Below are 12235 nucleotides of genomic sequence, written 5' to 3'. Positions count from 1 at the left end.
CGCACATGCCTCTGCCGCCCCCGATCATCGCCGCGCCCCTGCCCTACGAACCATTGCTGGGCAGCCGCGCGCTCACCGACGTCGACCTGGTGGTCGTCCACTGCACCGAACTGCCGGACCTGGCCACGGCCCGCCAATACGGCGAGCGCACCGTCTACGACAGCGGCACCGGCAACAGCGGCCATTACTACATCGACCGCGACGGCAGCATCCTGCAATACGTGGCGCTGGAGCGGGTGGCGCACCACGTGCGCGGCATCAACCCGCGCTCGGTCGGCATCGAACTGGTCAACACCGGGCGTTACCCGGACTGGTTCGACTCACGCACCCAGCAGATGGGCGAGCCCTACCCCGAGGCCCAGATCGCATCACTGGTGCGCCTGCTGCAATGGCTGCCGGACCAGCTCCCGGCGTTGCGCTGGATCGCCGGCCACGAGCAGCTGGACACCGCGCGCGTACCGGCCAGCGACGACCCGACCCGCGAGGTCGCGCGCAAGCTCGACCCCGGCCCGCAGTTCCCGTGGGCGCAGGTGCTCGGCGCGGTCACCCTGCAGCCACTGCCGCTCTGAGCCTGGCCTATTCGGCCACGAACTGGTACTTCTCGCCTGCGGTCACCCGCAGCTCGAGCCGGTTGACCGCCGGCGCGATCGGGCACACCACGTGCCGGCTCAATGCGCAGGGCGGGTTCTGCGCGCGGTTGAAGTCGAGCACGACCTCGCCGTCACGCGGCGCCGATGCATTGAGATAACGCGCGCCGCCAAAGGTCTCGCGGCCGCCGGTAAGGTCGGTGAAGATGAAGAACAGGTTGGGCGACAACGGTTCGGAGGCATCCTGCATCGCCTGCAGGCGATAGTGGCGGCCCCCGACCTCGAACTCGGCCTCCCCGGGCGCGACGGCCGGCAATGGCGTGCCGATCGAACTGAGCAGCATCGCCGGAGCCGGGCGCGGGAATGGTTTCCAGCGCGCCACCACCCGCCAGCGCGGGTCCACCGGGAAGTGCTCGATGCCACGGAAGCCGCGTCGCAGCGCCGCGTTGGTATCCCGGCATCGCCAGCCCAGCACGTTGCCGATCCGCACCAGGTAGAACTCGGCGCTGCCGAAATGCAGCCGGCTGGCCTCCTTGCCATCACCCGCCGGCTGCAGCGTGGCGCCCCGCAGCGGCTGGCCGTTGAGGGTGACGCCGGTGCCCGGGTAGCCCTCGATGGTGGCCTTGCCGGCCGCGTCGATGCTCAGCCGGCCCACCCGCTCCGGCCCCAACGGCAGCCGCACGTCGCTGTCGGGCGCGCTGCCGACCGAATAGGTCGTCCCGGCCTCCAGCCGCCCCGAGCCCACGTAGCTGAGCCAGCCCTGCGGCCCGCGCAAGCGCGCCAGGCGCTGCGTGCGCCATTGCTCCACGTCACGCTGGTACTGCCGCACGTCGTAGGGGTGCTGCAGCGCGTCGTTGGCAAACGGGTCATTGGCCGGCGTACAGGCCGCCAGCACCAACGCCAGCGACAGCAGGAATGCCCCTTTCATCGAAACCATGTCTCCCCCGAGGCCCTTGGTTCTTTCGCGTGTCAGCCTACCGCCACGGGTCGTGACGGATCACTGGACCAGCCACTCCAGGAGTCGGCGAACACGCGCGCCCCCGCCAGGCCGGCATGTTCGAACGCCAGCAGCAGGTGGCAGGCGGTCACCCCGGACCCACACATCAGCACCGTCTCCCAAGCGGGCTGGTCACCCAGCAGCGCGCCCAGTTCGGCCTGCAGTTCCGCCGCCGGGCGCAGGCGCCCTTCATGCACGTTCATGCCGAACGGCCGGTTCAATGCCCCCGGCACGTGGCCGGCGACCCGGTCCAGCGGCTCGACGTCACCGCGATAGCGTTCGGCCGCGCGCGCGTCCACCAGCCACCCCGGCCGCTGTGCCAGGCGCGCCTGCACCTCGTCGGCGCTCACCACCTGGGCCATGTCGAACCGGCCCGGATACGGTCCCAGCGCGGTCACTTCCGGCACCTCGCTGTCGAGCGGATGGCCGGCCGCCTGCCAGGCCGCCAGCCCGCCATCGAGCACGGCAACGTTGCGGTGGCCGATCAGGCGCAGCAGCCACCACAGGCGCGCGGCCGCCATGCTGCCGTCGGCGGCGTCATAGACCACCACCTGGGTGTCGGGGCCGATGCCCCAGCGGCCCAGCGTCGCGGCGAAGGTGTCGCTGTCCGGCAGCGGGTGGCGGCCATGTCCCTGCCTGCCCAGGTCGGACAGGTCGCGGTTGAGGTCGGCATGCAGCGCGCCGGCGATGTGCCCCGCCGCGTACTGCGCCGCCCCCGATTGCGGGTCGGCCAGCGAGAAACGCGCGTCCACCACCCGCACCGCGGTGCTGGCGGTGGCGCGTGCATCGAGCACCTGCACCGACGGCCCGACCAGCGCGGCGGCCAGGCGGGGAACATCGACCAGCGTGGTCCACGGCAATCCGGTCAGGCTCATCTCACGTGCTCCAGGCGACGACGCAGGTTGTAAAGGATGGCGGCCGTGGCTCCCCAGATGCGCTGGCCCGGCCAGGTGTACTCCAGCACATGCCGCACCCGGCCGCGGTGCTCCACGTCCACGTGGCGCAGGTTGGCCGGATCCATCAGGTAGTCCAGCGGCACTTCGAATACTTCGGCCACCTCGCCCGGCTCCGGGCGCGGCACGAAATCCGGGTCCACCACCGCCACCACCGGCGTCACCCGGAAGCCACTGATGGTGATGAACGGGTCCAGGTACCCCAGCGCCAGCACCTGCTGCGATGGCAAGGCGATTTCCTCGTCGCTCTCGCGCAGCGCGGCGGCCAGGGGATTACGGTCGCGCTTTTCCATCCGGCCGCCCGGGAAGCCGACCTGCCCCCCGTGGTTGCGCAATGCCTCGGTGCGGCGCGTCAGCAGCACCTGCGTACCCTGCGCGCGCGGCACCAGCCCGGCCAGCACCGCGGCCTCCACCGGCGGCCCCGGCGGCAACAGGTCTTCCAGTTCACTGCGGTTCCAGCCCGGTCCGGCCGGCACGCGGGTCAGCGGAAGCAGGGCCTGCTGCAGGCGATCACGCCCGGCCAGGCGCTCGGCGAAGCTGGCCGCCTGGCGCGCACGCCCCGGCAACACCTGCTCCATCAATCCGCGACGCTCGCTCTCGCTCATGCGCATCCAGCTCCCGATCTCGTTTCCCGTGCGCCAGCACCCTCGGCAAAGGCCTTCCGCGTCCAGTGCGCACACACCGATGCAGGGGCTGGAGACGGCACGAACCGGAGAACCCATCAATTCAGACATCTCCCCAGCTTAGCGCGGCGCGAGGACAGCGCACAGGCTGGACAGGGCGTGATGTCGCGCTGTTCCACGCGGGTCGGTGATCGCGATGCGGGCGGAACGGCCGTGCCCCAACGGCGGCGCCCTGCCGCCTGCACAGTAAAATTTGTGACGGGCATCAAGTCTATTGAACTGACGTTCATCCCCATGCACACTCGGGTTGCCGTCAGGGGGAAACACGAAACCACGTCACGCAGTCCGCAGGGTCCGGTGGCACGCCCACCACACCACTGCTGCCTTCGTTGCGCTGGGGCCTCTCGTTTTTCACTCTGTAACGGAGCCAGAAATGAAAGTGGCAAAACCTTCCCTGTTGTTGACCGCGCTTGCGCTGGGCACCTGCCTTGCCGCCCACGCCGCCGAACCACCCACCACCGAAGCCCCGGCCACCACGGCCGAGAGTGGCATGGTCGCCGGCATCGACCCCACCACCGGCAAGCTGCGCAAACTCACCGACGCAGAAATCCGCGCCCTCTCCGAGAAGGCCAACGCCATGCCCGCCACGGCGCGTAGCGCCGCCGGCAGCAGCACCGCCACCAACGCCGCCTGGGCACGCATGCCGCAGAACAGCGCCCAGGCCACCGCCACCATCCGCACCCATGCCAACGGCATGAGCAGCGCGGAACTGCCAGTCTCGGCAATGAATTCGCTCACCGTCGAACGCGCTGCCGATGGCAGCGTGCAGGTGCTGGAGAACGGCGCACCGCCGTCGCATGGACGCCAGGAGGTCAGCAAATGAAGACGCATCTGCTCTGCGCCCTGATCGGCGCCAGCCTGTTCGCCGCGTCGGCCGAAGCGGCCGTGATCACCCCGGTCAACCAGGACCCGGTTGGCAAGGGCCTCAATGACCCCACCGCACGCGCGCCGGAAGGCGGCAACCCGGGCAAGACCGTCGGTGAACAGCGCCGCATCGTCTACCGCTACGCCGCCGACCTGTGGGGGGCAGTGCTGAACAGCGACGTGGAAACCTTCGTCGGCGCCAGCTTCCAGGACCTGACCTGCACCGCCACCGGCGGCACCCTGGGCTCGGCCGGCGCCGCATGGATCGCCACCTCCGCGCCCTCGGGCAGCCAGCTCGGCATGATCTACCACGGCCCGCTGGCCAACGCGATCAACGGCTCGCGCATCAGCATCAGCTCGTCCGGCACCGACATCACCAGCCGCTTCAACAACAACCTGGGCGGCACCAATCCGGACGGCACGCCGTGCATGACCGGCTCGGGCTGGTACTACGGGCTCGATGGCAAGACGCCGGCCGGGCAGATCAACTTCCTGGACGTGGTGCTGCATGAGATCGGCCACGGCCTGGGCTTCTCCGGCTTCGTCGGCTACACCAGCGGGCGCCTGGGCGAACGCACCGGCATCCCCAGCTACTACGGCTATTCGGACGTGTACACCGACAACGCGTTCGACAACCTCACCGGCAAGCGCTTCACCGACGCGAGCATGACCAACGCGCTGCGTGCTACCTCGATCAAGACCCGCGGCGGCCCGGCCTGGAATGGTGCCAGCACCCGTGCGCAGGCGCCGTTGTGGCTGGATCCGGCGGTGGTGCTGTCCATCAGCGGCATCAGCCCCACCTTGGTCACCCAGTTCTACGGCACGGCTTCGTTCGGGCCCAAGGCCACCTCCGACAACTTCGCCGGCAGCGTGGTGGTTGCCAATGACGGCACCGGCAGCGACACCGCCGATGCCTGCGAGGCCCTGCCGGCCGGCAGCCTGACCGGCAAGGTGGCCTACATCAACCGCGGCGGCTGCGCCTTCGAGATCAAGGCCGCCAACGCCGAAGCCGCCGGGGCGGTCGCGGCGATCATCGGCAACGTGGCCAGCTCCGGTGATCCGGGCACCGCACCGGGCATGGCCGAGGATGCAACGGTCACCGCCAACATCCCCACCGTCAGCGTCAACCTGACCGATGCCAACCGCATCAAGGCCGGAGCCCAGGGCGGTGCGGCGATGACCGCGGCGTTGGGCGAGGTGGCCGGGCAGATGGCCGGTGCCGATCCCAGCGGGCGTCCGCTGCTGTACGCCCCTGCCACGGTCGCCAGCGGCTCGTCGTTCTCGCACTTCGAGAGCGTGCTGATCCCCGACGCCCTGATGGAGCCGGCCAACAGCGATGAAACCGACGGTGCCCGCATCGTCGACCTGACCCTGGGCGTGTTCGCCGACGAGGGCTGGGTGTTGAACACCGGCACGGCGCGTATCGGCACCTGCGATACCGGCGTGAAGCTGTTCAAGAACCCGGGCCTGATCGCCGGTGCCAACGTGCAGGCACAGGACCGCCTGTGCCGTACCAGCGCCAACGGCAACCGCGGTGCCTACCTGCGATGCATGAACGACACCGCCTCGGACCTGAAGGCACTGGGCATGGTCAGCAACGTCGAGCAGGCCAGCATCCGCTCCTGCGCAGCCAAGGTGACATCGCTGTAAGCCCGCGCTTCAACCCTGCAGTACCACGACCGGCGCCCGCGTGGCGCCGGTCGTGTGTCAGGCCCCTTCCCGCGTAGGCCCGGAATCGATCCGGATGTACACCCACAAAAAAGCGCCGGTGCTTTCGCACCGGCGCTTCGTGTTTCCGTGCAACTGGCGTGGATTACTTCACGCTGACCAGCTTGATCTCGAACTGCACGGCCACGTTCGGCGGGAACGGGGTACGCGGGTCGGCACCGTAGGCCTGTTCCGGCGGCAGGGTTACTTCCCACTTGGCGCCGGCCGGCATCTGCAGCAGGGTTTCGCGCATCGCGGCCATTTCGACTTCGCTGACCTTGATCGACGGAATCTGCTGGGCCGGACGGGCTTCGGTCGGACGCTGGCCGTACGGGAACGGACCGGCCACTTCCAGCGCAACGGTGCTGGCCTGGGTCGGCTTGGCGCCGTTGCCGGCTTCGATCACGCGGTACTGCACGCCGCTGGCCAGCGCCTGCACGCCCGGCTTGGCCCGGTTGGCGGCGATGAACTGGTCGCTGCGGGTCTTGTTGTCGGCAGCGGCCTTGTCGTACTCGGCCTTGGCGGCCTGGGCACGGCTCTGCTCACGGCGCTGGAAGGCTTCCACGGCCGGCTTGAGCTGGTCGGCGGTGATCGCCGGCTGCTTCTTGGCGTAGGCATCCTGCAGGCCCTTCACCACCGAAGCGATGTCCAGCTGCTCGCCGCGACCGGTGAGTTCAGCCAGGTTGTTGCCGTAGTCATAGCCGAAGTAATAGCTCAGCTTGCCCTTTTCGGACGAGACGTCCTGGGCGAATGCAGTGCCGGTGATGGCCAGAGCGGCCACGGCGACCGCGATAGAACGCAACTTCATCAAACTGTTCTCCAGGGAAGGTGTCTCAGGGCAACCATGCCGCTTGAGGCGACGGGTTAGGATAGCCGTCACAAAGGCGCTCCGCCACTGACGACCCGGGCTCTGACCCACATGGGTTCGATTTAGTTCAAAACTCACTTTTTTTTAACTTTTCAGGAGCTTCACCGTATGTCCGACGCCCCGGTCTCGATCGCCACCCGCGACGGTATCCGCACCATCACCGTGCAACGTCCGGAAAAGCTCAATGCATTGAACCGTCAGACCCTGGAAGCCTTGGATGCGGCATTCGCCGCGGCCGGCCAGGCCGACGACGTGCGCGTGGTGGTCCTGACCGGGGCCGGTCCCAAGGCGTTCGTGGCCGGTGCCGACATCGCCGAGATGAATGGCCTGACCCCGGTGCAGGGGCGCGACTTCTCGCTGGTCGGCCAGCGCCTGATGCGCCGCATCGAACGCCTGGAAAAACCGGTCATCGCGATGATCAACGGCTTCGCGCTGGGCGGTGGCATGGAGCTGGCCATGGCCTGCCACCTGCGCATCGCCGCCGACAGCGCCAAGGTCGGCCAGCCGGAAATCAACCTGGGCCTGCTGCCGGGCTTCGGCGGCACCCAGCGCCTGCTGCGCCTGGCCGGCCGTGCCGCGGCGCTGGAGCTGTGCCTGCTCGGCGCGCCGATCGACGCCGCCCGCGCCCAGCAACTGGGCCTGGTCAACCGGGTGGTGCCGGCCGCCGAGCTGGAGGCGGAGACGCTGAAGATCGCCACCCAGTTGGCCCATGCCGCGCCGCTGGCACTGCGCGGCATCCTGGACGCGATCAACGTCGGCGGCGAGTGCGGCATCGAGGAAGGACTGGAGTACGAAAGCGCGCAGTTCGGCCTGGCCTTCTCCACCGAAGACATGCGCGAAGGCACCTCGGCCTTCCTGGAACGCCGCAAGCCGGAATTCAGGAACCGCTGAGCTGCACCGATGCCTGTCGTGACCGCCACACCGCAACAGCTGCTGCAGTTCATCGCCGCCGACGACCTGGACGCGGCCGTGCGCGCCGGGCTGATGGAGTACGCGCCCGAAGCCGCCGGGCTGGACACCGCGCAGGTACAGCCGTTGCTGGAAGCACAGCAGCGCCTGCGCCAGGCCTGGGCCGCGCGTGAACGCCACCGCGCGCGCGACGCACGGCTGGCCCGGCGCGCGGCCGAGCGCGAAGCACGCCGCGCGCCACCGCCGGCGCCGGACCGCAAACCCGCCCTGCCCTCGGCAGCGGCCGCCATCCTCGCCCGTGCCAAGGCACGGGCCGCGGGAAAGCCCACTGCATGACTGCCCCCACCGTGAAGAAAGCCGCGGCACGCAAGGCCGCGCCCCGCAACGCCGCCACCCCACCAAACGCCACGACGGTGAAGAAGCCGTCGACGCCGCGTGCCGGCAAGCGCATGAGCCGCGAGGAAGTGCGGGAGATGTTCACCCGCCTGCGCGAGCTCAACCCGCACCCCAAGACCGAACTGGAATACAGCACGCCGTTCGAACTGCTGGTGGCGGTGACGCTGTCGGCGCAGGCCACCGACGTGGGCGTCAACAAGGCCACCCGCAAGTTGTTCCCGGTGGCCAACACCGCCCAGGCCATCCTCGACCTGGGCGAGGAAGGGCTCAAGCGCTACATCGCCACCATCGGCCTGTTCAACGCCAAGGCGAAGAACGTCATCGCCGCCTGCGCGATCCTGGTGCAGAAGTACGGGGGCGAAGTGCCCGCCGACCGCGCCGCGCTGGAAGCCCTGCCCGGCGTCGGCCGCAAGACCGCCAACGTCGTGCTCAACACCGCCTTCGGGCAACCGACCATGGCGGTGGACACGCATATCTTCCGCGTCGCCAACCGCACCGGCCTGGCGCCCGGCAAGGACGTGCGCGCGGTGGAGGATGGCCTGTTGAAGGTGATCCCCGGGGAATTCCTGCAGGACGCGCACCATTGGCTGATCCTGCACGGCCGCTACGTCTGCAAGGCGCGCAAGCCGGACTGCCCGCAATGCGTGATCCGCGATCTGTGTCACTTCAAGGACAAGACAGCCGACGCCTGAGCGCGGCCGGCTGCCATCTGCACGACACCTGACCGTAACAGCGCCCGCGTCCAATACGCGGGCATGGGCGTTGCGTGCGCGGAAGGTCGTCGCCGGACTGTCACATTTACGCAATCTTTACGCCCTAGCCTTCGCAGCATCCTCAACCTGCCTGCAAGGCTACCCATCCATGAAACTGCATCGCCAACTCCTCACTGCAGCCGTTGTGTCGGCGCTGTTTGTCCCGGCCGCACACGCCGAAATCGCCATCGATGTCATCGGCGGCTCCGAAATCACCTTCGAAGGCCTGGTGCAGGCTGATGGCAACTGGTTCGACAACGACCGCGCCGACCTGAACGGCGTCGCCAAGAACGGCAAGGACAGCGAGTTCGAGCTGCGCCGCGCCGAGCTGGTGCTCAAGGGCAAGGGCCCGGGCAACGTGGAATGGGTGGTCGGCTACGACGCCAAGGCCGACAAGTTCCTGGACACCAACCTGAAGTACAAGCTGGGCGGCAACAGCAACCACTACCTGCAGGCCGGCCAGTTCAAGCAGCCCAACAGCCTGGAAGAGCTGTCCAGCACCAAGAACAACGACTTCATCTCCAAGGCCACCGTGACCAACACCTACGCCGTGGCCCGTCGCCTCGGCCTGGGCTACAGCATCGGTGACAGCGACTGGTCGGTCACCGCGTCGGCGTTCGGCCGCGAACTGACCCGCGACCTGGCCCATGGCAGCGGCTACGGCGTGCGCGGCACCTTCGCCCCGATCAACGAGAAGGGCAACATCCTGCACCTGGGCCTGAGCTACGTCGATTACGACACCGACGCGGACACCCTGCGCTGGCGCGCCCGCCCGAACGCCGACCTGGCCACCGTGCGCCTGGTCGACAGCGGCGACCTGAAGGACAGCGACCGCATCAGCACCATCGGTGCCGAAGCCATGTACGTGCAGGGCCCGTTCAAGGCCCAGGCCGAGTACTACAACTCCAAGGTCAAGCGCTACGACCATGACAACTACACCACCGACGGCTACTACGTCAGCGGCGTGTGGAACGTCACCGGCGAAACCTGGGGCTACAAGGGCGGCACCCCGAGCCTGGGCCTGCCGGACGATCCGGGCCGTGGCATGTGGCAGCTGGGCGCCCGCTTCGACAGCATCGACCTGAACGACGGTGGCCTGCGCGCCCCGGCCGTGATCGGTGGTGCTCCGCTGGTGGACGGCGTGCTCGGTGGCAAGATGGACATCTGGACCGTGGGCGCCAACTGGTACTGGCGTTCGAACTTCAAGGCCTCGCTGAACTACGTGATGGTCGACAGCAAGAAGTACAGCTCCAGCGCCCGCACCTTCCTCAGCGACAAGCCGAACATCCTGGAAGCCCGCCTGCAGTTCTTCTGGTAAGCCCAGGCAGCGATGATCGAGGAGGACGCCCCGCAAGGGGCGTTCTCTTTTTCCTTGGGGGAACGACCTTGGCCGCGAAGCCCGTCGTCGTTCCGAACGCGGGAATACCCATTGTCGTGATCCTCGCCGGAAGCCATGGTCCGCCGTTCGTCGTTTCGCGGCTGGATGCATTCCCGGCTTCGCGGCCAAGGCCGTTCCCTCGCCGGGCGAGCGGCTATGCTGCGGGCCTACGTCGTCAACGGATTGATCATGCGCATCGCCCTGCTGTTGTTCCTGCTCGCCCTCCCCGTCACGGCATTGGCCCAGGACTGCGGCGCCGACAGCGCCACCCGCATCCGCCAGGCCTATGCGCAACTGCCCGCCGGCACCCTGCCGGAACATGGCCAGATGCGCATCGAGGCCACCCAGGGCGTCTGCCGTGTCTGGCCGGCCGACACCTCCCTGACCCTGATGGCCGTGCCGCTGCTCGGTGAATGGCAGGAGGACGGCTCTTACCGCGACGGCGACCTGGACCTGCTGGTGGTCGACACCACCACGCTGCACCCGCGCGCCACCCTGCGCCTGCCCGGTGCGATGAGCAGCGACGCCGTCCGCATCGAGGGCGTCAGCCTGGACACCGCCCGCTACCGCCTGTCCGCGGACGTACGCGCGTTCGGCGTGCGCATCTCGCGCAGTGGCTCCTCGCAGCCCAACCCGTTCTCTGACACACGCCTGCAATTGTTCGTGCTGGACAAGGACCGGCTCACGCCGGTCACCGGCCAGATCGTGATGAACCTTTTCAGCGGCGAATGGGACACCCGCTGCACCGGCGAGTTCAACGACGTCGAGCGGACCCTCGAAGTGGAGCCACCGCCGGCACAGGGCTTTGCCACCCTGCGGGTGCGCGAGCGCATCACCGGGATCATCAACCGCGAGGATGCCGCCGGCCAATGCGTGGAGGATCGCCACACGCTGCCGGTCAAGCACTACACCCTGCAACCCAAGGGCCGCAGCTACCCGCTGCCGGAGGCGATCACGGCCAGCTTCTGAGCAGGTTGCGGCTGTCACCGCGTCGTCATATGACAGACGCTGCGTTGTCATCAAATGGTTATGGAATAGGCGCCGGGCGGAACTCACCGCACATTCACCTCCCAGGAGCCATTCGTGATCCACGCCATCAAATCGCGCGCCGTCGTCGCCATCCTCGCCGCGTCGTCCGTGTTCGCCGCCAATGCCACCGATGTCACCGGCGCTGGCGCCTCCTTCATCTACCCGGTCATGTCCAAGTGGTCGGCCGACTACAGCGCCGCCACCGGCAAGCGGGTGAACTACCAGTCGATCGGCTCCGGCGGCGGCATCGCCCAGATCAAGGCCAACACCGTCGATTTCGGCTCCTCCGACGCCCCGCTGCGTCCGGAAGAACTGGCCTCCTCGGGCCTGGTGCAGTTCCCGTCGGTGATCGGCGGCGTGGTGCCGGTCATCAACGTGGCCGGCGTCGAGGCCGGTGCCATGAAGCTCGACGGCCCGACCCTGGCCAACATCTTCCTGGGCCGCATCACCAAGTGGAACGACCCGGCCATCGTCGCCCTCAACGCCGGCCTGGCCCTGCCCGACGCGAAGATCACCGTCGTGCACCGCTCCGACGGTTCGGGCACCACCTTCAACTTCGTCAACTACCTGTCCAAGGTCAACAACGACTGGAAGACCAGCGTCGGTGAAGGCACCAGCGTGCAGTGGCCGGTCGGCATCGGCGGCAAGGGCAACGAAGGCGTCGCCGCCTACGTCAAGCAGATCAAGGGTTCGATCGGCTACGTCGAGTTCTCCTACGCGCTGCAGAACCGCCTGACCTTCTCGCGCATGAAGAACGCCGCCGGCAACTTCGTGCAGCCGCGTGACGAGACCTTCTCGGCCGCTGCCGCCAGCGCCGACTGGGCCAATGCCCGCGACTTCTACCTGGTGATGACCAACGCCCCGGGCGAGCAGGCCTGGCCGATCACCGCCACCAACTTCATCCTGATGCGCAAGCAGCCCAAGACCGCCGAAGGCGCCAAGGCCGCGCTGGACTACTTCCGCTGGATCTACGCCAACGGTGATGCACAGGCCCGCCAGCTGGACTACGTGCCGCTGCCGGACAGCCTGGTCCGCCAGATCGAAACCTACTGGCAGCAGAACGCGCGTTACTGAGTGTAGAGCCGACGAGTCCCTCTCCCTCGTCGCCTCAG

At 68.3% G+C, this 12235-nt stretch carries 13 protein-coding genes; 9 read left to right on the top strand and 4 right to left on the bottom strand.

Going from position 1 to position 12235, the window contains the following annotated elements; genetic code table 11:
• Nucleotides 1-5 precede the first annotated feature (5 nt).
• Nucleotides 6-569 (top strand): N-acetylmuramoyl-L-alanine amidase, encoded by a 564-nt coding sequence (locus IB227_RS14605; RefSeq protein ID WP_192288012.1) that lies wholly within the window; start codon nt 6-8, stop codon nt 567-569.
• A 7-nt stretch (nt 570-576) separates the two neighbouring features.
• Here the strand turns inward: IB227_RS14605 and IB227_RS14600 are convergent, their stop codons facing one another.
• The 3 genes from IB227_RS14600 to IB227_RS14590 are packed head-to-tail and all read right to left on the bottom strand — an operon-like array spanning nt 577 to nt 3259.
• Nucleotides 577-1515, bottom strand: coding sequence for a DUF1684 domain-containing protein (locus IB227_RS14600; RefSeq protein WP_192288011.1), 939 nt, complete (start codon nt 1513-1515; stop codon nt 577-579).
• A gap of 41 nt (nt 1516-1556) precedes the next feature.
• A complete protein-coding gene (locus tag IB227_RS14595; RefSeq protein WP_192288197.1) occupies nt 1557-2453 on the bottom strand; it encodes a sulfurtransferase in 897 nt (298 codons plus the stop codon).
• A gap of 2 nt (nt 2454-2455) precedes the next feature.
• Nucleotides 2456-3259, bottom strand: coding sequence for a CoA pyrophosphatase (locus IB227_RS14590; protein WP_192288010.1), 804 nt, complete (start codon nt 3257-3259; stop codon nt 2456-2458).
• A 334-nt stretch (nt 3260-3593) separates the two neighbouring features.
• Here IB227_RS14590 and IB227_RS14585 point away from each other — a divergent pair, with 334 nt between their 5' ends.
• Both IB227_RS14585 and IB227_RS18660 read left to right on the top strand, forming a co-directional pair.
• Nucleotides 3594-4043 (top strand): hypothetical protein, encoded by a 450-nt coding sequence (locus IB227_RS14585; protein WP_192288009.1) that lies wholly within the window; start codon nt 3594-3596, stop codon nt 4041-4043.
• On the top strand, nt 4040-5734 hold the full coding sequence (locus IB227_RS18660) for a PA domain-containing protein (protein ID WP_192288008.1): 1695 nt from the start codon (nt 4040-4042) through the stop codon (nt 5732-5734). The genes IB227_RS14585 and IB227_RS18660 overlap by 4 nt, the downstream gene beginning before the upstream one ends.
• Nucleotides 5735-5897: 163 nt before the next feature.
• Here IB227_RS18660 and IB227_RS14575 read toward each other — a convergent pair whose 3' ends face one another.
• On the bottom strand, nt 5898-6599 hold the full coding sequence (locus IB227_RS14575; RefSeq protein WP_192288007.1) for an FKBP-type peptidyl-prolyl cis-trans isomerase N-terminal domain-containing protein: 702 nt from the start codon (nt 6597-6599) through the stop codon (nt 5898-5900).
• 168 nt (nt 6600-6767) lie between these two features.
• On the opposite strand from IB227_RS14575, the gene IB227_RS14570 reads away from it, so the two are divergent.
• The 6 genes from IB227_RS14570 to pstS all read left to right on the top strand — a co-directional run bounded on the left by IB227_RS14570 (nt 6768) and on the right by pstS (nt 12197).
• Entirely contained in the window at nt 6768-7550 is a 783-nt protein-coding gene (locus IB227_RS14570; protein ID WP_132862646.1) for an enoyl-CoA hydratase-related protein, read from the top strand.
• An 18-nt stretch (nt 7551-7568) separates the two neighbouring features.
• Nucleotides 7569-7904 (top strand): hypothetical protein, encoded by a 336-nt coding sequence (locus tag IB227_RS14565; protein ID WP_318639552.1) that lies wholly within the window; start codon nt 7569-7571, stop codon nt 7902-7904.
• Between the two features lie 113 nt (nt 7905-8017).
• Nucleotides 8018-8656, top strand: a complete 639-nt coding sequence (gene nth / locus IB227_RS14560; protein WP_132866043.1) for an endonuclease III — start codon at nt 8018-8020, stop codon at nt 8654-8656.
• A gap of 169 nt (nt 8657-8825) precedes the next feature.
• Nucleotides 8826-10034 (top strand): OprO/OprP family phosphate-selective porin, encoded by a 1209-nt coding sequence (locus IB227_RS14555; protein ID WP_132862644.1) that lies wholly within the window; start codon nt 8826-8828, stop codon nt 10032-10034.
• 249 nt (nt 10035-10283) lie between these two features.
• Nucleotides 10284-11063: a hypothetical protein gene (locus tag IB227_RS14550; RefSeq protein ID WP_192288005.1), complete on the top strand. Its 780-nt coding sequence runs from the start codon at nt 10284-10286 to the stop codon at nt 11061-11063.
• Between the two features lie 114 nt (nt 11064-11177).
• The gene (gene pstS / locus IB227_RS14545) at nt 11178-12197 is read left to right on the top strand and encodes a phosphate ABC transporter substrate-binding protein PstS (RefSeq protein ID WP_132862642.1); all 1020 of its coding nucleotides are present in this window, start codon (nt 11178-11180) and stop codon (nt 12195-12197) included.
• Nucleotides 12198-12235 lie beyond the last annotated feature (38 nt).

The sequence above is a fragment of the Stenotrophomonas sp. STM01 genome (genome assembly GCF_014852135.1).
GTDB lineage: Bacteria > Pseudomonadota > Gammaproteobacteria > Xanthomonadales > Xanthomonadaceae > Stenotrophomonas > Stenotrophomonas capsici.
This window is presented reverse-complemented; position numbering and strand designations above follow the sequence as displayed.